The organism is Dorea sp. OM07-5, assembly GCF_003481355.1.
GTDB lineage: Bacteria > Bacillota > Clostridia > Lachnospirales > Lachnospiraceae > Dorea_D > Dorea_D hominis.
This window is the reverse complement of the sequence record NZ_QUKZ01000019.1, coordinates 1-25,950: the sequence shown is the minus strand read 5'-3', so window position 1 is coordinate 25,950 and position 25,950 is coordinate 1. Positions and strand designations below refer to the sequence as shown.

Below are 25,950 nucleotides of genomic sequence, written 5' to 3'. Positions count from 1 at the left end.
TCTCTTTTCTTCTATAATTTTTATTCTGCTGCCAGCTTACCGGTCATTTTAAAACTGAAACAATCCGTCATTTTTCTGCTCCAGTACTTTAATTCCGTTCAGAAACAGCCGGCAAATAGGTGTTGCCACGCCAAGTTCTTCTCCCATGCGTACCATCTCGCCTGCAAACATCTCAATCTCTGTCTTCTTTCCTGCTTCTATATCCTGAAGCGTAGACGGCTTATTCTGCGGCGGGATTCTTTTGATCGTTTCATACTGGTCGTCTAACTGCTCCTGGGTAATGATAATTCCTTTTGCTTTTGCAACTGCACGGACTTCTTCCATTGCTTCTACGCGGATAGCACTTGCTTCTTTGCTTTTTACATAAGCGCCAAACGGAATACCAAGAAGTGCACAGGTCAGATTCTCACCAACATTACACATATATTTAAACCACAGCCCGTTCAACATATCCTTCCGGATCACATATGGAATATCACAGCGTTCTAATACTTCTTTTATTGCTTCTACTCTCCCGGACAATGTCTCATTTATTTTTTCCCCAAAATAAATCTTTCCCCAGTACGGATCAAAATCTGCTTTTCCATCCTTCATTACAATCGACATCCGCATATAAGAATACAGTACATGCTCCCATCCATATGCTGCCGCTACCTGCTCCTCACTGTTCACACCGTTCATAACGCATAAGATCTGTGTATCCGGTCCGACAAATTTCTCAATATCTTTAATTGCCTGTGCAAGTCCCAGATCCTTTGTTGCCATAATGATCAGATCTGTCGGTGTTCCATCTTCCGGAGTACAGATTGGAAAATGATAATTTACACCATTGACTGTCACGCCTTTTGTCTGTAGTCTTTCTTTTCTTTCCCCTTCTGCGATCACGCAGAAATTCTCTCTTCCAAGATGTTCCTCCATACGTGGCGCGAAAAATACGCCCATCGCTCCCAGTCCGATCAGTGCTGCATTTTTTATATCCATCTTTTTTCCTCCTGTCCGTATTCATAAGCTGTCATGTACTATAGATTCCATACGAATTGTTCCGTACTTCGTACTTCCACAATTCTCTCCGATCATTCGCATATCATTTTTATCATAGCAAAATCCGGAATAAATTTCCACACCTACAATATAAAAAGAATCAAGGCTGTTACACCTTGATTCTCCATGCTGCATCATCGCTGATCGCGATTCTCACCTGATTCGTTCCGATGATCAATCCTCCGATAAACTTCTGTATAATGTGGATATCCACACCTTCTTTTATCTGGTACTGTGCCATTAGATCCAGCACTTCCGGTACTCCGAACATCCATTTAATCGTGTAGTCTTCTCCTACGTTCGCCTCTGCAAGTGCCTGCATACTATCACCTCTTTTTTTCATTGTATGAGCGCACCTGCCTGTTAGTCAATCGTAACATTTTTTATTTCATATTTTTCTCCATATCCCGCATCTCTGCAAGTGCCTGGCCACCCATCAGATACAAAATCCCAATATTGAAAATGGTCATAAGTCCGATACCGACATCCCCCAGATCCCAGACAAATGTGTATGTCGCGATTCCTCCGATGAAAAGCATTACCAGTGCCAGCACTTTGTATGCTGTCTGGGAAAACCAGTTATCTCCAAACAGATAAGCAACATTACTTCTCGCATAGAAAAGGATTCCCAAGAATGTTGAAAAGCTGAACAAAAACAGCGTGACCGCAATAAATATAACTCCGGCTTCCCCGAAATGATACCGCATAGCTGCCTGTAAAAGCTCCATTCCTTCTTTTCCTGCCAGCATTTTCTCCGGTGCAAGCAGCATGATCATTGCTGTACAACTACAAATCACGATCGTATCAATAAATACACCTAAAGCCTGTACAAGTCCGGCTTTTCCCGGTCGCTCACATTCAGCAGCTGCGGCTGCACAAGGTGCTGAACCGGAACCTGCTTCATTAGAGAACAGTCCTCTCTTCACTCCGTTCATGATCACGGCTCCAAAGCCACCTGCAGCTGCCTGTCTGAAGCCAAATGCTTCTTTGAAAATTCTGGAAAATACACCCGGCAGGCTCGGAATGTGTGTCATGATCAGAAAAACGGTGATTGCAAAATAAAACACTGCCATAATTGGTACAATTACATCCAGAACTTTCACGGTCGCATTCTTTCTTAACACAATAAACGCTGCCAGAATAACCAGAACGATCGTAGTATATAAAGGTGGAATCGAAAATGCATTTTCAAATGAAGATGCTACCGAATTGCTGATCACCTGGCTGATTCCGCACCAGCAGATCAGTCCGGATATTGCAAATAAAACAGCAATCAGTACATGCTTTTTCTTCGTTCCCTGTCTATCTTCTATATAGTGATGTATATAATAAGCCGGACCGCCCCGGTAACCACCGTACAGAGGGTCCTTCTCCTTGTAAAGCTGTGCCAGTGTTGCTTCTATAAATGCCGTAGATGAGCCGATCACTGCCGTTATCCACATCCAGAACACTGCCCCGGCTCCTCCTGCTGAGATTGCTGCTACCACGCCGACCAGGTTACCCATGCCTACCCGTGTTGCCGTAGACACGATCAATGTCTGAAATGTAGAAAGGCTGCTCTCTTCTTTCTTTTTCTCAAGAAGTGCCTTCACCATCTCCGAAAATAACCGGATAGGCAACACTCTTGTCCTTATTGTAAAATAAATTCCTACCGGTATCAGCAAGATAATAAGCAGGGATATTCCTACAGAGCCACCGCCAGGAAGTGGTATCTGCAGGAAATCTCCCCATAAAAATCTGTAAATTGTTTCAATAATTGTAATGATCATTTTCCCGGTCCTTTCCATAACGTAAACATACTAAGAATTATTTTACCACAGACCGGAACTTATTACTATATTTACTTACATCTGTTTTCTTACAACCATATATTCATCACCATTGCGGTAGTACGGGCACTGGTAATGCTGGTCGGAAATAAGACGCATATATTCGTCTTCATCCATATTAATATCGCATACATAGCTCTCATAATCTTCATCATATGTGAAATAAGTGCAGCTCTCGCAGCTTCCTTTTGTCTGTTTGCTTGCCATCGTTTTTTCCTCTTATTGTAAAATGATGTTAAAGTTAAAAGATGCTCTACTATTTTGTAGGAAGATACGGAAAATGTCAAGCCGTATACCGAAGTGCTTCCACCGTTTTTTTCTTAGCTGCCTTATTTGCCGGATACAATCCGAAGATTACACCGATCGCTACGGAAAAAAGCACGGCGATTCACATAACCGGTACAGACATCTGATACCACCTACTTTTTTTATTCTTTCCCGGTAAAATATCCCGGGTCATCTTCCTGATCGGTATGTGCATAAGACGAGTCAGTAAAATGTTCCTGATACTTTGTTCCATTACCGCCGGTCAGTTTTCCATCACCTGTAAACATATCTGCATCTTCTTTCACTTCTGTCAGATAAAAATTTGCACGCTTTTTCTTCCAGATGGCATACAGATTATATTTACATTCTTCTGGATTGTCTGCATGCATCCGTTCTTCATCCTTGTACATTACTTCGCCACGCTTTTCTTTGCTCCATCCCAGAAATAAATATCCTCTTCTTACATATTGATTGGCAGGAAGCTTTCCTGAATCCAGATATTCCAGCCGGAATACATCCATCGTTCCACTGCCTCCGTTTGCATGAAACCGATAGCTGAACTCTTCCGGTTTCCACACTGCGTTGATGCTAAGATTACTTTTTACACAGCTCATTTCCTCCCCGGATCTATCCCATCCTTCAAAACGATATCCTGTTTTTTTCGGTTCCAATGGTTTACCGACACTTTCTCCTCTTGAAACTTCTTTCTTTATTTCATCTGTCTGCCAGTTTGTGCATCCCGGCGCACGAAATGTAACCTGATACTTAGGACGCTCCAGTGTAATTCCTGCAGTTGCTCCTTCATAACGCGTTCCGGAATATGTCTTTAATCCGGTTTGTGCTGCATTTACCTGCAGGTAAACAGTTACGATTGTCACTTCATCTGTGCATTTCTCTTTCGCAAGCTTCTTCGTTCCGGCAGCATCTGTATAATAGAGACATCTGCCATCCGGGCAGTTCTTTGTGACAGATTGCCCGGTAATCTGGCTATGTGCAGGGATTGTAAACGTCACCGGAATATTAAATATATAATAATATCCCTGATTTGCATCCTTACCGGTACTGACCTGCGTCACTGCCGTAAATTCTCCATTCACATATTTTCCAATACGGAAATTATACCGGTTCACTGCATTTCCTGATCCATCTGCTACTTTCAGACTTACATTCCATTTCGTAGACTTTGCACGCAGTTCTTCTATCGTCGGGGCAGTTGTTCTGGATAGTGTCAGCTTTCCGATTGCTGTCTGCACTCCCGGATTTTTATCTTCCGGTGAGAGAAAAGGCATATTTATTCCGTCCAGTCTGATCTCCATGCTACCAGATTTATATGCTGACTCTGCCGCAAATACATTCCATAGAACCATTCCGGCTGTTGCCAGTACAAGAATGCTCATTGTCAGTATAACGGCAATTCTTTTTCCGGTACAAAGAGACTGTCTATCCTTTTCCTGCATATTTACCTTTCCTCCTTTTTCTTCCTGCATACATTCCCATACTCATACATGCCATCCCTGCGAGCAATAATCCATATCCAATGTGCGCACCTGTCTCCGGAAGTTCTAAAACAGCGCTGTTACTTATCTGGTAAGAAAGATCATAATAATAACAGGAATCCCGAAAAACAACTGCTTTCTCTACATCGGCTCCTTCTTTCTCTGCTTCTTCCTTTTTCAGCACAAGTGGGATTGTTACAGAAATTGGTTTTGTCAGTTTACTTTTTCCATAAGCTGTCTGCAATTCTTTTATCTCATACTGTCCGGTTTTAAGCCCGGAAAATGCCAGTTTTCCATCCTTTCCTGATGTGGACACGGCAACCTGCTTTCCATTAGCATCATAGATTCCAAACAAAACTCCGGCAAGCGCATTTCCATGCTCATCTGTTTTCATAATCTGGATCTTTCCGGTTCTTGCACGATTTTCAAATACAGCATGTCCTTCCAACGTTCTTCTCCCCTGTGACTGTCCGTCACGTCCGATCCGCCAGGTTATCTCCTGGTTTGTTTCATCAATCTTCACACCTTCGTCTGTACAGCTTATCTGTGACAGCCGGTAATAAGGATCTGTCTGCTCTTCCCGCACCGTATAAGTTCCCGGCTGCAGATCTGTAAACTCCAGAGATTTGGTAATATATCCATCCGTTTCTTCCAACAGATACCTGACTTCTTCTTTTGAAAAAGAAAGGATTCCCTGTTGGTTGATTTCCTCGCCCAAAAGCGTCTTTCCATGAAGTGTAAATGAAAACTCCGGTCTCCATTTTTCCCAGTCAATCTCATCTTTTTTAATTTTCTTGAAGATTATAATTTTCCCTTTCTCCGGAACATGCTGGTTCGTAATTGTCGTTTTCAGAAAACTTCTGTTCTCTTCCTCTGTCTCTTCTTCCGTATAAAGCGGTAAATATCCTGTCTCCTTGTTTCCGTCAATAAGTTCTGTCTGTTCTTCCCGGAATTCATAAACATAAGCTCTTCCTTTCTCATCTTCTGCCGGAAGATCCTCAAAGCTTTTTTCATCTTTCCAGTTATTTTCCTCCTGCAAAATTGTTTCCCGATACGGAATACCATTTTGATACAGATACACTTTTACCTTATCCGGACGAATTCCATCCAGATTGTCTTCATCTTCCCACTTCTTCTCTACCTGCAGATTGCATCGCCGGTCCTTAATTTTATTTGTCACCGTCCAGACTCCTTTCTTCTCATCTGTAATCATCCCGTCAGATTCATATCCTTCCGGTACTTCTTCACACAACTTCCACTCTTTCATCTCTGCAACCAGAATGTCTGTTTCCAGCCTCCAGTCATTTTCTTTCGATAATATATATGTCTTTTCTGTTCCGTCTTTTTTTGCAGAAATAAGAATCTCCGAAGGGCGTTTCCCTGCCGCATTACGATTATCATCCCATATCTTCACAAGTTCCGCATATTCAAGTTTCCGGTTGCTGACTGTTACTGTCCTGCTGTTTTCTTTCGGTTCTCCATCAAAACTCCAACTGTTCTTTGTTCCTTTTTCAATCTTGTACCCCGGTGCACTTCTTATTTCTCTTACTTCATATAATCCATCTGCGCCAGAACTGTAAAGATCCGATGGAAGTCCAGAAAACATTACTTTCGAACGTGTTCCTTCTCCTGTACTTTCTGACTGTGCTTCCATAATTCGTTCACCTTTCCGGAAGAGAATTTCTCCGTCCGCATTCCGGATCTCTCTGCCTGCATACATACCAAACAGAGCTCCTTCTACCGGATTTCCACTTTCATCTTCTTTTCCAATCTCAATTGTCTGCGTCAGGAGTGCATCTTCTGCTTCCAACCGGAAATCAACATCTTTCACTTCCTGCCTGTCTGCATCTATTACATCTACAACCTGTACGATTGTCTCTGCTTTCGGATAATCTGCAAGACTTCCTTTTGTAAATACAAATCCAACCGTCTCTTTTCCTTCTTTTTCTGCTTTCTGTGGCAAAATCTGTACTTCTTCGTCCGAAGGATATACTTCTTTCCTGGAACCGTCACTATACACAAGCTGAAAATTAAAATCTTCCGTTTTATAAACACTTCCTACTGTAAAATCATATTTCGGACTTACGTCCGCCTTCACCGGAACCGGCGAGCCTTCTGTCTCCTCATTTTCGATTCTTGTATTGGCATAGATTTTTTCCAGACTCGTACAATTTCGGAACATATTTTTTACATACTTCATGTTTTTTGTATAAAATCTTGTCAGATCCAGTTCTTTTAATTTTGTACACCCGCTGAACATATCATTTGCATTGATCACACTGGAAGTCTCTATAGCATCAAAATAAATCTTCTCCAACATAACCAGTTGTCTGAACACCGCAGAACTGTCTGCGTTCAGAATGACATCCTGTTCTTCCGTCTGCGTGGAAATCATGCAATTCTGATCTTCCATCCACATCACAACACTTCCATCCTCCAATGAAGATACATCTTTATATGACGCTCCTTCCGGTGCCTTTTCATTTGTAAATGTTATTGTGTCAAGCTTATCTTCCACGCTGTGTAGTATTCTTCGGAATTCTTTTCCGGACTTTAAAATATAACGTCCCTTGCTCGCTTCCGGGTATGTAACAGGCAGTGACTCATCCGTATTGTTATCCGGTACATCCGGCGATGTGACTTTATTCTCCTTTTTGGCATTTTCATCCCATGTCAGACGGACTTCATATATCTCTTCATCTTTTCGATAGCCATATGGTGCTTCCAGCTCCCGTACTTCATATATTCCAAGTGGAAATAATTCTGTCTTTGTTCCATCTGCCTGTTTGCGTGTGAATTTTATGTTACCGGATTCATCTGTCCTCTTCTTATCGATCAATGCTCCTGTCTTCCACAATACCGAATCATCATCCAGGCAGATATCTTCCTTTGCATACAATCCATAGACAGCTCCTGCCACCTGCCCAGTTCTGTATTGGAACTGCCCCTGTGAAAATCCATGTAACCGGTCACCCATCTTCGTCATCTGGATCTTCCCACGAACCGGAACATCTTGATCTTCCATTTTCATAATTCCATCCGGCGCATCTTTGAATGTAATTGTAAATTCTTTCTTCTGACTGCATTTGTAACCATCAGGTGATACAATTTCTTTCAGTGTGTAATGTCCGTAAGGCAGACGACACATCCCGGCTCCCTGCTTTTCTGTCTCCTCCCCCTGTCCGGTTGTAAATCTGGCAACCGTTTCTCCTTTCTCATCCTGCACAAGATAAGTTGCATCATTTAAAAGCTTTCCTGTCTCTGCCGAACGCTTTGTTAATTCAAAAGAAATCAAATTTTCTTCATTTATTATAGTAATTACTTCCGTTTTTCCTTTTTGCTCTTTCCCAAGGATGACTTTCCTGTCTTCGCTGAATCTGTGCGTTGACACTCCTTCTATCTGATGAAGCATATATGTTCCAAATGCAAGTTTTCCGCTTACTGCTTCCCCTTTTTCGTCTGTCGTAAGTGTCTCCACTGCTTTTCCCTGCTCGTTCCGAATCTCAAACCTGGCTCCTGCTTCCGGCTGTGTCACAGTTTCTGTCTTTGACGGACGATCTGTAACCATCATTTTCTTTATGTGAATAAACGCATAATCCTCAAATACATCTTTTGCTTTGAATGTATAGACGAGATGACCGTCTTCTTCTACCGGTGTTTCTTTGGACGAATCAAAGATTTCCGCAAAGGAATAACCTTCTGCTCCTTTTGTCTGTCTTACAAAGAATGATTCGCCAGAGGAAAGCATATCCAGTAAAGCACAGGCTTCTCCTTTTTCATCTGTTACAAGTGTCTGCATCTTCTCTTTTTTCTCATTCAATACTTCAAACTCCGCTCCTGCTTCCGGTGTCTCTTTGCCATCCTTTTCCTTGGTTTTTCGTATCCGTATCTTTTGCGCAGTACTCTCATCTTCCAGATAATAAGATAATAAGCGCTCTTCTCCTGACTTTATCGTCACTTTAAAATCCGGAATCTTTTTATAATTTTCCGCACCTTTACTCTGATGTATCGTATAAATTCCCGGCTCCATCTTCTGACTGTATGCTGTTCCGTTCTCATCAGTAACAAGACTCTCCACCTTTTTCCCGGATGCGTCCAGGATTTCAAATTCAGCACCTTTTTCTGCTTCACATTCGTTAATTCCTGTCTCAGCATCAAATAATTTCTTTACTTTTGAAATTGCAATACCTGCATATGCTGGCATGTCATGCCCTTTTATCTCATAGATTTTCTGATTTCTTGTAACCGCAACTGTCAGCGGTGCCAGAAAACTGTATCCTCCAATTCCCTGTATCTGTTCCAGACGATAATGTCCATAAGGAAGCCATTCCGATTCTGCCTTTCCTTCTAAATCTGTAAGCAGAGTCTCAACCTTTCTTCCCTGACTGTCATACAGTACAAACGCTGCCCCTTCTTCCGGCATACTGTCTGTACCATCCTGTCTGCCACATGTTTTATGTATACGAATCTTTCCTCTGATCATAGCATCCTGTACAGTAATTTTCTGATCTTCAGTCCGTAAATCCACCGGATAAGCAGTGTCATCCAACAAGAATCCTCTCGGAGCTTCTTTTTCTCTTAAATAATATTTCCCCGGGCGAAGTCCTCCTGCATTCGCCTGCCCCTTCTGGTTTGTGCAAAGTTCCGTCACTTCTTCTCCCGGTACATAGAGCACCCGCTTGTTATCACTGTCCATTATTTCTGTTTCCGCATACAGACCATAAATTGCATCTGCCAGGGATGTCTCCGCACTCTCTTCTTTTTCTGCACTGATCTTTTCAAGCTTAAGTTCTCTGTCTTCCGGATAATTCCACAATTGTACTTTTAGATCTTTCTCCGTCTGTTCTGTGAGCATCACTCCGTCTGCATCGGAAATCCTGTGACCGAAAGGCGCTTTTATCTCTTTTATATTCCATAAGTGGAACTTACTCTGCAAAGAAGCCAGTTCCGCTTGAACTTTTTTATTTATCTCTCTTTTTGCTGCCTTTTCTGCCAGACTTTTATTCTGATAATAGCCATTTTCTGTCGCCTCTGATTTCTTCTTTTTATCCAGATCATCCCAGTTTGACACATATTTTTTTGACACCGTGTATGTCTTCGTCTTCAACAGCCGCTCATAAATATACTGCGCTTTCCCATCTGCATCCGTTATCACATCCACAATCGCTTTTCCGTCACAGCTTAACTGAAAAACAGCTCCTTCCAGTGCTCTTTCTGTACGAATGTCTCTCTTGTCGATCCGAAGTGATACTTTCTGGGATGACTCACCGGCACCTTTTCTTTCTACATTCTTTATGACCGGTTTTGGATTCGTCACAATTTTAAAAACAGCGATCGGCTGATGAGTGTTTCCATCCCTCTCCAGTTTGTAAGTTTTCTCTGTGATCGTATAATCTCCCAGTATATTCTTTGCTTCCGTATAGAGCTGATCATATAGAATGATCTGTTTCGATGCACCAAAATCCGGAACCTGACTGATCAGCTTTACCGTCTTTCCTTCCGTCCGGTTGTAGGATGCATGCTGCATATACCAGCTGAATCCCTGGGCAAGCATCTGTCTTTTGCTTTTCGGAAGTTTCATCAGTTTACTGCTCCCGGTAATCCCACGAAGTGTGACTTTTCCTGAAAGCAGATATTCTTGTGCGATACCGATATATTTATATTTCTCATATCCGTTTTTCCGTTCATACATCCAGCTTGTGCGGCTGTCTTTTGTCACATCGAATTCTTTCGCAGGACCAACCGGTGTATCCTGCTCCGCATAGACACACTGCCCCAGTTCGCCATCCATATAATGAAGCAGCACACAGGCATTTTCCCTTATATACTGTAACCCTTTTCCGGTATTGAACTTTGCATTACTTTTCCACTGATAAGTCACAATGTGACTGCTCGTATCTATTTTCTTTGACAAGCTGTGTCTGGCAGCCTTTGCAGACATTCCCCATATTCCGGTCAGCAATAATATAAGCAGAATTATTCCGCAGATTTTCCGGAAATGCTGCTCTAACCGTACATCCTGCGTTTTCTGTATCTTCCTGCATTCTGTCATGCTCCTGTCTCCTTCTTTTCTTCGCTTTCTGACTGAATATACCAGGTAACGGAATTTTCCATTCCCCCGATATGGATGACAGGTCAGAAGCGTAAGCATATCTTTCTCTTTTTTTATTTTCTGTGTTTCTTCCAGCCGGATGATATCCATATCCTGCACTCTATATTCCAGTTTCTGCTCAGGTGTCCGCACATAAATTACATCACCATACTCCAGCTTTTCAATATCCCGGAAATAAGGCTTTCCCCGGTATCCCCGGTGCGCTGCAATGATACAATTCTGCCCTTTTTCCTCTGGAAGTCCACTTTCTTTTAAAATAGCAGCTCCCCACGCAAGATGTTCTTCTGTCTCATTTCTATAAAGTGGCAGCGTCACATTCATTTTCGGGATCTGAATATATCCGTATTCTTCCTGCCTGCTTCCTGTTACACTCCTTCGTCTGCTTTTATGTTCACGCTCATACGTTTTTACAAATGCCTGTACTTTTATCTCCTGCAGATCTGTTGCCACATCCGGATAAAAGTACAGACATATTCCAAGTAACCACAAAACAATTCCCGCAAGCTTTGTCTTTTTCATCACTCAGATGTCCACTTTCTTTTTAAAATTCCAACGCACACAACCATCGACGCTGCGATCAGCAAAGTTTTCCGATACTCCTTTTGCCATCTGGTCTTCCTTTTCTTATGCTTTTCTTCTCTGTATGCTTCCTTCCGGTAAGAAATACGATGTCCTCTGACCAGTAATCTGTGACTGTTCACTCCATACGGCGTGCAGGTTAAAAGCGTCACCAGATCTTGCTCTCCCTGCACATACAGTTTCTTCGTATCATCGGGACGTACAACAGAAATATCGTCCACTTCATATGCCAGGACTTTTCCCAGCACATGAATATAAAACTGATCTTTTTTTCTGACCTCTTCCAAATCTGTAAATAATTTTGCTTTATCCAGTCCTGTATGCCCGGTAAGTACTGCATGGGTTCCTTTACCGCCAACCGGAACACTTGTCGCACCGAGGTGCCCGATTCCTTTTTCCAGCACCTCACCGTCCGTTCCATGATATACCGGAAGATATATACGGATTCCCGGAATATCCACATATGCCATTACTTCACTTCCGGGGATATGTAATATCTCCCGGTAATCCTTTCCGGTATTTTTTTTACTCTGTTCTGATGAAAATGGATCTGTCAGTATCACATCCGCTTTTGCAAGATTCGCATTGTAATCTCTTGCTTCCCGCATAAGATTTTGATAATTTTTCTTCGGAAGTTCCCTGCTCTTTTTTTCATATACCTGTATCCGGGAACCTGCTTCTTTTTCATACAAACTGTTACTGATCCATGGATAAGAAGCCATTCCGATCCCTGCCAGGATCAATCCGATCTGTATTATTTTACGCATGGAGTTTTTTCATCTTTTTTTCTTTTTCCGGTAGTAAACATCATTCCTGTTCCTGCCAGAATCACACCTGCAATCGTAAGCAGATACAGCCCTCTTCCTCCTGTCTTCGGAAGCGAAAAACCTTTTGCATTCTGCACTTCCATTTTCACAAGCGCATTTGCAGAAGCCGGATCAGTGGAAGATTTCTCCATTATTGCATTTGTCCCATCGACTGTTGCAGAAGCCGCTGTAACCTGCACCGAGCTTTCTGTTCCTTTTGCCGAACTGCTTACTACACCTTTTGTCCCATGGATCACAATCTGAAGTGGTTCTTTCAAGAGACTGTATCCCTGATCCGAATGTGTCTCTGTCAGCACGTAAGTATCTCCTTCCAGTCCATGGATCAAGAGCGTTCCGTCCGCTGCAGGTGTAAAGTCTGTTGCTTTATTTCTCTCTTCTTCTTTTCCTGTGACATAGTAGACACCGTCTGTTCCATTCGCCTTAACATAATATCTATCTGTCTGATTCTGCAATACAAACTGTACCTGCGTGGCATCTCCTTTTCCATCTGAAAATGTCTTTTTCAAATGGATTCCATAAGTATAAACAAGTGCCTTATCATCCTGCGTGTCGTAATAAGAGTCGCTTGTTCTTCTCCATTCAAGCGTAACATCGTTTGGATTTCCTTTATCTCCGGTTACAACCGATTCTTCAGATCTGACGGTTGCGGTATAGTACACAACCAGATATTTATCCGAATAATTTTCGTTAATTTCTTTTAATCCTTCTTTTGTCATGCCAAGAAGCATCTGGGAACTTTCATCCTCATTTTTCGTATAATCCTGTGTGAATTTTCCTGAATCCTTCGTCCACACTGCCACCGCACCGCTTCCGGCGACATTATCTATATTTGTTGTTGTTGCTTTTTCTGCGGAATCATAAAATGCAAGAACTGCATTTTCTCCATAGCGAAGACCTTTCGCCATTGTATCTTTGAATGTGTATTTACTAAGATAAGTTGATGTGCTTGTAATATGCGGAAGTTTTGATATAAACTGATAATCCAGTGCTGCACCTTCTGAAGCTGTCACCGTGTCTTTGTACCCAGATTTTCCATCTGCCCGGTCCTTTACCTTCTTATCCAGTGTCGGATCTCCAGTCTGGTTCTTCGGATAACAGGTCACATCATAAAACCAGCTTTCTCCACCTGCATCCGTCATCGGAAGTTGTACAAACCACGGATCTGTCGTATCGGTAACATCCTCGGGTACTTTCGTCTCTACAAGCAGATACAAACCAAGTTCCAGACCTGCTTTCGTTGTCTTTCCGGTTGTATCCGTGAGCGTCATCTTCTCTCCGGCTTTTACATAATCTTCCAAACGGTTCTTCGTTGTCACATTATCCGCAAGTGCATTCCTCATGGCTGTCTGAATCTGATCTGCTGTATAATAACAAGTTCCATCTTTTGTCTCTGTGGCTGCTTTCTTCTCCAGACCTAAAATCTTCTCCAGAATATCCGGGATTCCATATATTAGTTTCACATCCCCATTCTTACTGTATGTGTCCACATCTCCGACACGAAGAAAGGTAAATTCCACACCTTCCATTGCGTAATCCTTCAACTTGTTCTCTACAGATTCATCTTTCCGCCCGTTTCCCGGTTCTCCTGCCTGTATACCAGCTTTGCCGGCACCTGTTATATCATATTTGTAAATCGTAAGTGAACCTTTTTTCGATGTGTCTACAATGTGTTCTGCTGCAAATGCGGGAAATACGCTTCCCACTGCCAGTGCAAGCGCAATTACAAATGCACTTAATCTTCTTTTCTTCATAAAATGTTCTCCTTTCCCTTGTCTTGCATTATGGCAATCCCAGGATAATTTGAGAATTGGTTCCAGAGCTACGTCTCTTATAAATACAATCCTCCTTCGAAGAAACATCACTCTCCCATAATTAAACTAACTGTCTTCATCGGATCTTGTTTTGAAAATAAAACACCGAATGTAAGATGCCTTACGGCTAAGAATCACTTTCTGGATTACAGAATGTTCTCCTAAAAGTGAATATAGAATAACACGAGTTTTTCTTTTATGCAAGCATATTTTTTATAATATTTGTCAGTTCTTTCTCCGATATTTTTTCTCCGAATGCACAAAATGCAGAGTCTGCCACTGGCAGTTTCCTCCGTATATCATAACAATATCAGAACCAAAACACCGCACAGACTCTATTCATCTGTGCGGCATCCATATTTTCTCTTATTCTTAGAAAAGACCTGTAATTCTGCCCTCATCATCTACGTCTATACGCTCTGCTGCCGGTACTTTCGGCAGTCCAGGCATAGTCATAATATCTCCGGTCAGTGCGACAATGAATCCAGCTCCTGCAGAAATTTTCAGATTTCTTACTGTAATCTCAAAATCTTCCGGTGCGCCAAGTTTCTTTGGGTCATCCGTCAGACTGTACTGCGTCTTCGCCATACAGATTGGTGCATTGTCAAATCCAAGTGCTGTAAGCTGATCTGCCTGCTTCTTCGCATTTGCAGTCAGTACCGCTCCTTTACCGCCATAAATTTTCTGTACGATCTGGTTGATCTTATCTTCAATCGTTCCTTCCAGCTCATAACTGTAATGGAAGTCACTTGGTTCATCACACAGACGGATTACTTCTTCTGCCAACTTGATTCCGCCTTCTCCACCTTTTGCCCACACTTCGGAAAGTGCCACATTCACACCTGCTTCTTTACATTTTTCTTCAATTAACGCAAGTTCTGCCGGTGTATCTGTCGGGAATGCATTGATTGCAACTACGCAAGGAAGTCCATATACATGTTTAATATTATGTACATGTTTCATAAGATTCGGAAGTCCCTTCTCAAGTGCTTCCAGATTCTCTTCATTAAGCTCCTGTTTCGGAACTCCTCCATTGTATTTCAGTGCACGTACAGTTGCAACGATCACTACCGCATCCGGCTTAAGACCTGCCATACGGCATTTGATATTCAGGAACTTCTCTGCTCCAAGATCCGCTCCAAAACCTGCCTCTGTGATCGCATAATCGGCTAATTTTAATGCCATCTTCGTTGCTGTCACAGAGTTACATCCGTGTGCAATATTTGCAAACGGACCACCATGCACAATTGCCGGAACATGTTCCAATGTCTGTACAAGATTCGGCTTCAATGCATCTTTCAGAAGTGCACACATCGCACCTTCTGCATGCAGATCGTGCGCTGTTACCGGTTTCTGCTCGGACACTTTTCCATATGTGTATCCGACAATCAGTTTACCGAGACGTTCTTTCAGATCCTTGATATCATTGGACAGACATAAAACTGCCATAATCTCAGAAGCAACTGTAATATCATAGCCATCTTCTCTCGGTACACCGTTGACTCTTCCTCCCAGACCATCTGTTACAAAACGAAGCTGTCTGTCATTCATATCCACGCAGCGTTTCCATACGATCTTTCTCGGATCAATGCCAAGCTCATTTCCCTGATAAATGTGATTATCGATCATTGCTGCAAGCAGATTATTTGCCGCACCAATCGCATGGAAATCGCCTGTAAAATGCAGGTTGATATCTTCCATCGGAACGACCTGTGCATATCCGCCGCCTGCTGCTCCGCCTTTCATTCCAAATACCGGTCCGAGAGAAGGCTCTCTTAAAGCAACCATAACCTTCTTATCCAGCTTCTGCATCGCATCCGCAAGGCCTACCGTTGTTGTTGTCTTACCTTCCCCTGCCGGAGTTGGATTGATCGCAGTCACCAGAATCAGTTTACCGTCTTTTGCTTCTGACTTTTTCAGCAGATTATAATCAATCTTTGCTTTGTATTTTCCATACTGCTCCAGATATTCATCCGGGATTCCTGCTTTTTCTGCTATCTTCGTAATCGGTTCCATCGTACATTCCTGTGCAATTTCAATATCTGTTTTCATCGTCATATCCTCCTGATCTGTGTCCTTTTTACCGACAGTTTCTCTCGGTCCTTTATTTTCTCCTGTCTATACAATAGTAGTAAAATAAAGGACAACATCTATCCTTTCGAATAAATGTTGCCCAGACGGTCGGCTTGTCTTTCTAATACTTGATTCCCCTGTGGTTCTCCACAATTATCCGTCAGTAATCAGTACCTATATCTGCCATTTATAATATTATAGAAAAATACAATTGTCAAGACTTTCTCCTTTTTAGTCCTTCCAGTTTTTTTAATGCTTATTTCTTCCCTTTTTTCTGAATCCTTTTTCCTATAATTCTAAATCAGGCCGTACCAGATAACGGTATCTCAAAACTGCTCCTCATATTTCCACTCACTTTTCCCGCTGTGACCCGCTGTCTTTCTGTTATCTGATTTTGTCGTCCATATTCAGAAGTTCACTAACTTTTAGTACTGCCCCCCCCAGATTTTTCAGACATTTCTATTATCTTTCCTATCTTCTCATGTTCTTTCTGGGCAGAATCAAACATTACAACATCCGTATCGTAAACCATCTCCTGTATCTCACCTTCTATATCTTTGAGACAGGTAAGAAGCAGCGGATTAAATGCACCGCACTCTCCGTTCAGAATCATCTGCATTGCTTTCTCATGGGAATAGCTTGCCTTATATACACGCTTGCTCACCAGTGCGTCATACACATCTGCCAGTGATACAACCTGTGCACTGATCGGAATATCTTCTCCTTTCAGTCCATCCGGATATCCTCGTCCGTCGTAACGTTCATGATGCCATCTGCAGATCTCTCTCGCTGTCTTCACCAGAGGTTCATCCTGATAATACTGTAAATCTTCCAGAATCTCCACACCAATCACAGTGTGTTGTTTCATAATCTCAAATTCTTCATCTGTAAGCTGGCCTTTTTTATTCAGAATCTTATCATCAATCCCGATCTTACCGATATCATGCAGGGAAGATGCCATCACGATCAGATCACGATCCATCCATGATAAATGATACTGATCCGAGATCTGAACCAGTCTTCCGAGCAATAACTGTGTCAATACATTGATATGCTGCACATGCGGTCCACTTTCACCATTACGGAACTCTACAATATGACTCAGAATTCCGATCATGATCTTACGGCTTTCTTCTTTTGCACGGATTTGTTCTGTCAGAATTGCTGTCAGTCTCCGCTGTTTCGCATACAGCTTGATCGTATTATAAACACGCTTATATACAATCTGCGCATCATACGGTCTGCTGATATAATCCGATACACCCATCTCATATGCACGACGGATAAAAGATGCGGAATCTTCACTGGAAATCATGATAACCGGAATCTCTTCGATCATATCTTTTTCATTCATGTGTCCAAGAACTTCAAATCCATCCATGATCGGCATTACAATGTCCAGAAGCACCAGTGATATCTCGCATCCGTACCGTTCCAGGACTTCCAGTGCTTCCTTTCCATTCTCAGCCTCAAGTATATCAAATTCATCTTTCAGCATCTCGTATAAGATCTCTCTGTTCATCTCGGAATCATCAACAATCAGTATCCGCTGGCGCTTTTTCTTCTTTGCGTTCACCTGTGGCAGGCTGTCATCCATGGCAATGGTTCCCCATTCTGTCACGATTGCATTCTTATGTGACTTTGCCTGATACATATAACGGTCCGCACGTGCAATTGCGTCCCAGATCTGCTCTCCCTGAGCCATAACCGCTCCAACACTGGCGGAAATCCTGCTTCCGATACTCTCCGGCATCTCCACCAAACAGATCTGTCTGCGGATATCACGAAGCTTCTGTTCAAAAGAATCTTCCGATATTCCCGGCATAATCAGCAAGAACTCATCACCGCCATAGCGAATCAGGGCATCTGTCTTACGGATCATCTTCTTGATTACAGCAACTTCTGTCTTTAAAAATGCATCCCCGATATCATGTCCGTATGTATCATTTGCTAATTTGAAATCATCCAGATCGAACATTGCAACTCCGGCATGCATGGATTTCTTCTTGATCTGGTCTTCATAATATCTGCGGTTGTATGCTCCTGTCAGAGCATCCGTATACAATGCTTCATAAAATGCTTTCGTATCTTTGATCTCATCTGACTGAGCAATGTCTGCTCCATTTCCCAGATTCTGTATCATCTCCAATACACAGGACTGCCCGTCAACTTCCACATACTGTGCAGTTACCTCATATAGTTCTGTGTCTATATATTTCAGCTTTGTCTTCCGTGTTTTCTCTTTCAACGCAACTACGGAAACACAATCGTCGCAGTATTTCCCTGCGCCAAGGCATGACTCTTTCCAGTAGTTTTCGCCTTTTCCTGCCTGCGTTGTATTTTCTTCTTTGAGTTCTTCTGCACTGAGCAGTCGGACTTTACTGTATATCCGTCTAAAAATCTCCAATTGTTCTTCTGCCTGTTCTTTTGTCAGCCTTATCTCTGATAACTGTGTATCCATTTATTCTCCTTTTAGCCGTTCCGGCTTTTAATTCTGTTCCTGCTGCCACTCCCTGATTGCTTCTACTGTGATCTGATACTGTTTCTGTACCGCTGCAAACTGTTCTTCATACCCTTTGAGTTCACGATCTCTTAATGCCTCTGTTAGTTCAGCGCTCACTTCGTATAACTTCTGAAAGCCAAGATTCAGACATACTCCTTTTAATGTATGTGCACCTCGGAAAGCTGTCTCTGCATCTTTTGCTTCAATGCCATCTGCGATCATCTGGTAGCTTCCGTCACTTAAGAAACTTCCTGTAAAACGTGCTACCAGCGCATCGCTGCCCATTCTCTGCAGAACATCATCATAACTTGCTCCCATTTTTTCATAACACTCTCTTATATCCATCTCTATGTCCTCCATTACTCTGATTTTCTATAAAAAATGATACAAACATTCCGTATATCTGTATTCTGTCCATGTTCATGCATTTTTTTGCATATATATGCAATCATTGTATACCAAAATCCGTCTTACCTCAATCTTTTTCGACATTTTCTGCTATCGTTTAAACCAATGTACAGACTATGGTCTGTCTGTAATTTTTTCCCGGTTTTCCTTATATTTCTCACTACAATATCTATAATCCAGAATCCAAAGGCAATCCCAATGCAGGTTTCCGCTATAACTGTCAGATGCTCAAATGCGATTGCATATTTTCCGGCAACCATCCCCGCCATCATATAGTAAAGACGTGCTCCCGGCATCAGCGGAAAAACCGAACCTGTCAGGAACAACGTTGAAGGAGATTTCATGAGTCTGGACATCATATACGCATAAGCTGCCACAAAGCAGGACGATATAATAACTGAATAGAAATTATTTCCATTGCATGCAAATGCAAGCAAATAGATTCCCCATGTAATGAATGCGCCGATTCCGGAATATACCATCCTTTTTCCGCGGATGCCAAACCAGCTTGCATATCCTATACAGCCTATTGTGCAGGATACAATCTGTATCCAGACACTTGGATTTATCACAAAGTGATCTGTGCCGTTCCATTTCATCAACATCATGGCAAGTGCAATTCCGAAAGCAATTCCAAATGCTCCCAGCAGTGAATTCATGATTTCCAGAAAGCCGGATATAAAATTTGCCTGCATTACGTCCCTGATTCCGTTAATCAGACCAAGCGAACTAACAAGCAGCATTACAACACCAATCATGATCCAGTCCGGATGCCCCGTAATTCCTGCCCGGAATGCCAGAACAACAAATACTTCTGACAGAAAAGAAAGTATCAGATTGTAGATCAGGAGATTTTCTTCCCACTTCTCCAGCCATTTTCCAAAGAACACGATGAACACGGACAGCACCAGCGCTATCAGCGCGTCTCCGAAATTACATCCAAAAAACACCGCAAAACTGGTACCTCCAACAATCTGCGCAAGAACGATTATCCATGCTTTCTGTGTTGGTGCGTCCATAATTTCCCGATATCTTTTCTGCAATTCTTCATCGTCCGGTCTGTTGGTGCATATATATCTGGATAACCCGTTTAATGCATCCAACCGGTCATAATTGAATCCTGTCGTCTCGACATGACGAATCTGCGTGATCATTTCATGCTCTTTTGTTTCCACCGTGATCTGAATATTGTTCTGTATCACAAATACATCCTGCCGAAGGAAGCCATAGCTTGCACACATGCGATCAATACTGTCCTGCACCCGGTAGATTTCCGCGCCTGTACACAGTAGCGATTCGCCAATATCCATAATTCCCTGAACGATTTTATCGTAATTCACAGGTATTTCCCTTTCTATTGTTTTCAAATTCTATATATTACTTACAAGCTTTTTCCATCAGCGACAGTTATCCAAAATTTTCGAATAACTGAATCATCCTCATGTCCGGAGGTCTATTAACCGTGTTCTCTGCTCATCACCGCCACAGTCTCCACATGGTACGATACGTCCAGATTGATGTCAGTTTTCGGGAACCGATCCAGACTAATATAGCATGTACCCAAATATCTCCGTTTGTTTGCGGAAACATATCAATAAATTCTGTAGCAAAAATATCTTGATACATTCTGCTATATATATCGCAGCCTGAACCTCGTCCGTTTACGGAAAAAGTTCAACTTTTTTAATCATTTCTACTATTATAGTGATTCCAACATAAAAGTCAAATTTGACGAAGAACCGCCATCGCCTCCACCTTGTCTGTTCTTCGTATAAAAACAGGTCAACAGCTATTTTTCGTCCTAACTGATAGCCAGGTTTCCATGCACTCGACCTTATTAATTCTGAAAATGCGGCATTGAAAGGGAGAAACAATCCCGTTATTTCTTCGCATTCTCTTCCAATTCCATCATGTACTTATCAAAGTCAGACATAAACAATCTGTCCTGGATAACACGATACTTTTCAAATTCAGTCTCGGCATGAAGCTTTGCAATTTCAGCTGACACTTTCCCTGCATCCTGTAAAATACCATAATCAAACATTTCAATAAAGCTATTAAGCCGTTTTTCCCAATCCTGCATCGTGAGTGGAATATGCCGTAATGTCATATTCTCAGCAAAATCCAAGTATGCAGTAACCATACGATTCAGCTGTTTCATTTCATCCTGACTCAAATAATTCTTGGCAACCGTAACATCACTCTTCTTAATTTTGCCTTCAGGAGCATCTGCCCAAGTAGTTAATCCCATATGCTCTCTTGTATGGTCAGCTCTTTCTACAATCAGTTCAGCCGCCGTATGACCATGAACTGCGTAATGCATTTTATTCTGAACTGTTGCGTAGAATCTCCTGGTAGTTGCAGAATTCTTATCGTAATCAATGGCTGTGGCATACAGGTCAGTTATTTTCTGATAAAACTTTCTTTCGCTTGCTCGAATTTCACGAATTCGTTCTAACTGCTCATCAAAATACTTTTCTGTCAGATAAGTTCCGCGTTTGAGACGCTCGTCATCCATAACCCAGCCTTTGATGGTATAGTCCTTTGCAATTTGATTGACCCATTTACGGAACTGCACCGCACGCTCAGAATTTACCTTAAATCCTACTGCAATGATCATCTCTAAGGAATAGTGATTTGTGCTGTAGCTTTTTCCGTCGGCGGCAGTTATTCGAAATTTTCGAATAACTGAATCCTCTTGTAACTCACTGTCCTCAAAGATTTTCTTAATATGATAATTTATAGTGTTAGTGCCGACATCGTACAATGTTGCCATCATCTTCTGTGTCAGCCATATATTCTCATCCTCATAGCGCATCTCAATACTGTCCTGCTGATCGCCAACTGAGGCAACATAGGTCAGGTATTCTGCCGCGCTGGAACGGATAGTTATTTCATCTTTTTTCTTTTTCAATAGGAGGCCTCCTTTTTATTGCATCTCATTTCACAATTGAAAATCACACCAAATTTAATAACTTTAATATGCCTTTGTTAATCCAGAAAAATGTGACTCCACAATTCTATCCATTTGACTAGCAATCTCAGCAAACGGTAAATTCAAATCAAGCGTCTTAACACTTATCTGACTACCATGCATCTGATACACATTGTCCGGTTGGATTTCTTCTTCCGTCTTCGCGTAAAGAAGCATACCTGAAACTGTATTCTCTTTTTCTCCAAATTGATAGCTACGGTTTTTCACATAGGTAAAAATCTGATATAAATTATTTGAATGAAGAGTATGTTTATCATACTGTACCTGTGTTGTGTGACTGTAGTATTTTGCATCAATTATGAGTACCGTATTTCCATGCTGCAAGTGAATATCACTTTGCATAACTGGAAGCATAGTCCCAACACCATCATCTAGCGACCACGGAATCTGTGATGCACTGACAGATAATGCTGGATAATGTATGCTGTAATACTCCAGAATGAATTTTTCATACAGTCTGCACATGCGCTGCTCATCTACAAAGGACGCCAATCTATAGTCACCTGCATCTGTTGTAATAAGCATTCCTTCGATAATCAACTGACAGATACTAACCAGCATTCTATAAGTTTGATTATTACGTTGAAAACGAATGGACGACCATTTTATCCCCGTAGGCTCTATAACATCCACATTGGAGAAGTACAGCATTTTTTTCTTCAAGTCATCCTTATATTTTTCCTGCACTTTTCCGTTTCGCAGAAGAAGCATCACTGTCGTTTTCAGGATTTGGTTTAATGTGTTGTTTTCTGACAGCTCATCAAAATCACAGGTAAGCACTCTTTCATGTGCCAGCTTGTTTTTTATTGTTCCTGGCATGTTTATTTTACCACGCATAACAGGCAGCTCTTCCTGACGACTTATGTATTCTCTGTAGAGTCCCTGCTTCAGCTGCACCCCTATGCCTTTTGCTAGGATTGCAGCCAGCAGATTATACATTTCATCAAAAGACTCCACTGCAACATCATCGTATGTCTCTTGATTCAGCGTCTGAAAGGCATAAGAAAGCATGTGATAAATATTATTGATTAGAATGCTTTTATCCTTTGTCATTGAAATACACCGTGCAAAATATTCTCCCAACGCTGCAGTTTATCGGTATCATCAAACCAATACTCAGCTAACATTGGCAATACATCAAAATCAACCACATCTTGCATCCACTCATCAGTACATTCATCTGCATTGCAGAAATAACTATGGCCAATGCAGAATCCTTTACCTAACGACTTATCTTTTGCAATTTCTCTATTCAGTTCCTTAATGCGGTCAATCAGAGTATTGAATGTGTCATTTGCGAATCCTTCCTGATACTTAATAAAACCTTCCGAATCAAATCCTGGCTCCATATCAAAGAAGCTAAAACGACGACGAAGTGCGTAATCAATCATAGCCAGACTTCTATCAGCAGTATTCATCATGCCAATGATATGTAGACGCTTTGGGACAGAGAAGCTTAGTCCATTGTAGGCTAATGTTGCTTTCGTATCTCTATAATCTGCCTCAATTAACATGAGTAACTCACCAAAGATCTTACTCATATTTCCACGGTTGATCTCATCAATGATAAAGAAATAATCTTTATCAGGATGGTTTGCAGCCCTTTGGCAAAATCTATAGAAAATACCATATTTCAATTCAAATCCATCTTCAACCGGCTTATACCCCATCATGAAATCTTCATAGGAATAATTCTGATGGAATTGCACAAACTCTATGCGATCATCATCCTTCTCACCCATAATCGAATATGCAAGTCTCTTTGCCGCAAATGTCTTTCCAACACCTGGAGCACCTTGAAGAATAATATTTTTCTTCTTTTTCAAAACTGCAACTAAGCGATCATACTTTGCTTCAGTCATATATACATCATTTAAGAACTTTTCTTTGTCATATTTTTCAATACTATCTGCTGCAGGTGGTGCTGGATTTTCATCACGAATCATGTCATAAATGAAATCATATTCACCCCTTGTCAGCTTGAACAGACTCCCCTGCGGATTACCAAAGTACTCCATCTTTTCAAGTTCTGGACAAGCTTTCAGAGTTGCATAATCAATTGGAGAAGACAGCCCTTCTATTTTTTCAAAATAAATTGATTTTCCATCTTGTTCTGCACTAATTTTGAGAATTGCAACGACCTGCTTTACCGGTGTGGACTCATAGCCGATTATCATATCGCCAGCCTTTGCATCTAAGAAATTCTGAAAAATACGACGCTTATTACCATTATCATTATATAATGTATAATCTTGTACTTCTCCAACGGGCATGCTGGACATGCTCCACATTTTAGGATTTGCATTCAAGAACCAGTATCGCTGTCCGTCTTCTCCTTCAGGAAGCTGTGCATAAAGATGCACACTCGTTAAATCAACCTGTTCAAGTGCTTCTGATAACTCATCACGAAGTTTCCAAACATAGGAGCCCTCCTCATCTTTGTTGGCATTTTTTCCAACATAAAGCACTGGCCAAAAACGAGCATTCTCTTCATCTCTTGCCATAACTGGGCATCCCGTTTTGGTAACAACTCTTCTAGCAAGTGAAACAGAGCCACTATTATAGAAGTTCTTTGTCTCTCCATATTTCACAGCAAGCTGAGTGCATGTTGCCTTGCCGCCGTAGTCTTTCATTCTTTTCATGATTTCCAGACTACTTTCATTGAACACTTCCGAATCACCCAGAAGACCAACCCAATCTTCAACAGTTAACGCCGGAGTATAATCTGTCGGCCACCACTCATCCACTTTAGGACCTGGTTCCTCCTTGTTCCAATAGCGAGAAATAAAGAAGCACACATCTATTGTAAGAGTTCGTAATTCAAGATCAGCATAACATGTAGATGTCAGCTGAGAATTAAGCAGATTTTTAAGTTCATCATCCTGCTGAAGTTCACCACAAATCTCATCATAAAATGCCACAAAGTTCCTGATGTTATCAGCATAGGCCCCCTTTTTGAATCGATAATCACTTTCCAGCTCCGATGAGACAGTTTTTACTTCACTCAATTTATAAATGTAGTATTTATCCGGATAACGAAGCCATAAATATGTCATTATCGCATTTTCATACTGGTAATGCTGAGCTGTTCCATTGCCATACCTCTCTAATAACATATTAGATTTATTTTTGAAGCTGGCTACTCTCTCATATAAATCCTTACTCTCATCATATAATTCAATATACATTGAGCGCACTTCTTCTGGCGCAATCTCTGCAAACTTGGTAATCATTCTTGCTGGGAAGTTATTTACCGACGCCAGCAAATTAGCCGTCTGAGCAAGTGACTTTGTTAGCATCTGTGCAAAATCATCTGAATTGACATCCCAATTCAACTGAAAGCATTGCACAGCCTCCCATTTATATTTTTCATTAGGCCACTGTTGTTGCACAAAGCGTTTTTTGTACTCTACCAGCACTTCTTTTAGTCGAAATTTATCGAACACTGTCTTTCACCGCCTTTATACTGATTCTCTAAGACTTGTATAAATCTCATCAGAAAAAATTCCCATCACCTGATGTTTCATTTCATCATTTGACAACAACATTGAAAAGAAATCTTGATTCTTTGCTAAAGCATCTCGGAATTCTGACCAAGTTTTTCTTATTGTCTTTTCACTTTTTTTAATTTCACTAAAATCAAATATTTGACCCATGAAAGTTTCTCCTTCACTAACATCTATTCCACTGCCAAGTCTGCCCCTTAGTATCGAGTGGCCTAAACTGCGGTCGTCTCTGACAACAATCCCAGTGCCACAACCTATGACATCTAATCCGCAGCCTAAACCCTACTGCATTTTTTCGGTCATCCACTTTTTCTCCGGTCAGACTAAAAAGTAGATATGTTTCCATATAAGAAAACCGAGCTTTCCGCAAGGCTTCTATGATAATACTAACCTCACAAAAAGCCCGGAAATACGCCACTTTTCAGCCTTTATTTATCTTTTCTCGACAGCAAACAGACCGTTTCGACAGTTGTTTTAGTTTCCAAGGGAAGTTCTTTCACTTC

Annotated in this window: 16 protein-coding genes and 1 riboswitch; all 16 genes read right to left on the bottom strand. The window is 41.6% G+C overall.

The features are described 5' to 3' along the window. Positions 1 to 48 precede the first annotated feature (48 nt). On the bottom strand, positions 49 to 981 hold the full coding sequence (locus tag DXC04_RS13700) for a ketopantoate reductase family protein (protein ID WP_117537386.1): 933 nt from the start codon (positions 979 to 981) through the stop codon (positions 49 to 51). 169 nt (positions 982 to 1,150) lie between these two features. Then, complete coding sequence (locus tag DXC04_RS13695) at positions 1,151 to 1,384, bottom strand: FeoA domain-containing protein (protein WP_330422633.1); 234 nt, start codon at positions 1,382 to 1,384, stop codon at positions 1,151 to 1,153. Positions 1,385 to 1,424: 40 nt separating this feature from the next. Then, on the bottom strand, positions 1,425 to 2,810 hold the full coding sequence (locus DXC04_RS13690; protein ID WP_118520128.1) for an alanine/glycine:cation symporter family protein: 1,386 nt from the start codon (positions 2,808 to 2,810) through the stop codon (positions 1,425 to 1,427). Between the two features lie 75 nt (positions 2,811 to 2,885). Then, complete coding sequence (locus DXC04_RS13685) at positions 2,886 to 3,077, bottom strand: DUF6472 family protein (protein ID WP_021861429.1); 192 nt, start codon at positions 3,075 to 3,077, stop codon at positions 2,886 to 2,888. 221 nt (positions 3,078 to 3,298) lie between these two features. Continuing rightward, complete coding sequence (locus DXC04_RS13680; RefSeq protein ID WP_158580515.1) at positions 3,299 to 4,594, bottom strand: InlB B-repeat-containing protein; 1,296 nt, start codon at positions 4,592 to 4,594, stop codon at positions 3,299 to 3,301. Further along, complete coding sequence (locus tag DXC04_RS13675; protein ID WP_118661236.1) at positions 4,578 to 11,264, bottom strand: sortase; 6,687 nt, start codon at positions 11,262 to 11,264, stop codon at positions 4,578 to 4,580. The genes DXC04_RS13680 and DXC04_RS13675 overlap by 17 nt, the downstream gene beginning before the upstream one ends. Continuing rightward, the gene (locus DXC04_RS13670; protein ID WP_118661235.1) at positions 11,264 to 12,091 is read right to left on the bottom strand and encodes a class C sortase; all 828 of its coding nucleotides are present in this window, start codon (positions 12,089 to 12,091) and stop codon (positions 11,264 to 11,266) included. Before DXC04_RS13670 ends, DXC04_RS13675 begins: the two co-directional genes overlap by 1 nt. Beyond that, positions 12,079 to 13,902 carry a SpaH/EbpB family LPXTG-anchored major pilin gene (locus DXC04_RS13665; protein WP_158580513.1) on the bottom strand — a complete coding sequence of 608 codons (1,824 nt, stop codon included), beginning with the start codon at positions 13,900 to 13,902 and terminating at the stop codon, positions 12,079 to 12,081. The genes DXC04_RS13670 and DXC04_RS13665 overlap by 13 nt, the downstream gene beginning before the upstream one ends. 432 nt (positions 13,903 to 14,334) lie before the next feature. Further along, positions 14,335 to 16,020 carry a formate--tetrahydrofolate ligase gene (locus DXC04_RS13660; protein WP_118661233.1) on the bottom strand — a complete coding sequence of 562 codons (1,686 nt, stop codon included), beginning with the start codon at positions 16,018 to 16,020 and terminating at the stop codon, positions 14,335 to 14,337. Positions 16,021 to 16,126: 106 nt separating this feature from the next. Continuing rightward, positions 16,127 to 16,213, bottom strand: a riboswitch (ZMP/ZTP riboswitch). 240 nt (positions 16,214 to 16,453) lie between these two features. Next, complete coding sequence (locus DXC04_RS13655; protein WP_118661232.1) at positions 16,454 to 18,496, bottom strand: diguanylate cyclase; 2,043 nt, start codon at positions 18,494 to 18,496, stop codon at positions 16,454 to 16,456. Positions 18,497 to 18,523: 27 nt separating this feature from the next. Continuing rightward, positions 18,524 to 18,883 (bottom strand): Hpt domain-containing protein, encoded by a 360-nt coding sequence (locus DXC04_RS13650; RefSeq protein WP_118520140.1) that lies wholly within the window; start codon positions 18,881 to 18,883, stop codon positions 18,524 to 18,526. A 125-nt stretch (positions 18,884 to 19,008) separates the two neighbouring features. After that, on the bottom strand, positions 19,009 to 20,286 hold the full coding sequence (locus tag DXC04_RS13645; RefSeq protein WP_118661231.1) for a threonine/serine ThrE exporter family protein: 1,278 nt from the start codon (positions 20,284 to 20,286) through the stop codon (positions 19,009 to 19,011). 539 nt (positions 20,287 to 20,825) lie between these two features. Then, positions 20,826 to 21,860, bottom strand: coding sequence for a virulence RhuM family protein (locus DXC04_RS13635; protein WP_021861438.1), 1,035 nt, complete (start codon positions 21,858 to 21,860; stop codon positions 20,826 to 20,828). Between the two features lie 63 nt (positions 21,861 to 21,923). Next, complete coding sequence (gene mcrC, locus DXC04_RS13630) at positions 21,924 to 22,994, bottom strand: 5-methylcytosine-specific restriction endonuclease system specificity protein McrC (RefSeq protein ID WP_021861439.1); 1,071 nt, start codon at positions 22,992 to 22,994, stop codon at positions 21,924 to 21,926. Then, positions 22,991 to 25,387, bottom strand: coding sequence for an AAA family ATPase (locus DXC04_RS13625; protein ID WP_118661229.1), 2,397 nt, complete (start codon positions 25,385 to 25,387; stop codon positions 22,991 to 22,993). Before DXC04_RS13625 ends, mcrC begins: the two co-directional genes overlap by 4 nt. Before the next feature lie 15 nt (positions 25,388 to 25,402). Then, positions 25,403 to 25,597 (bottom strand): hypothetical protein, encoded by a 195-nt coding sequence (locus DXC04_RS15925; protein WP_021861441.1) that lies wholly within the window; start codon positions 25,595 to 25,597, stop codon positions 25,403 to 25,405. Between the last annotated feature and the right edge of the window lie 353 nt (positions 25,598 to 25,950).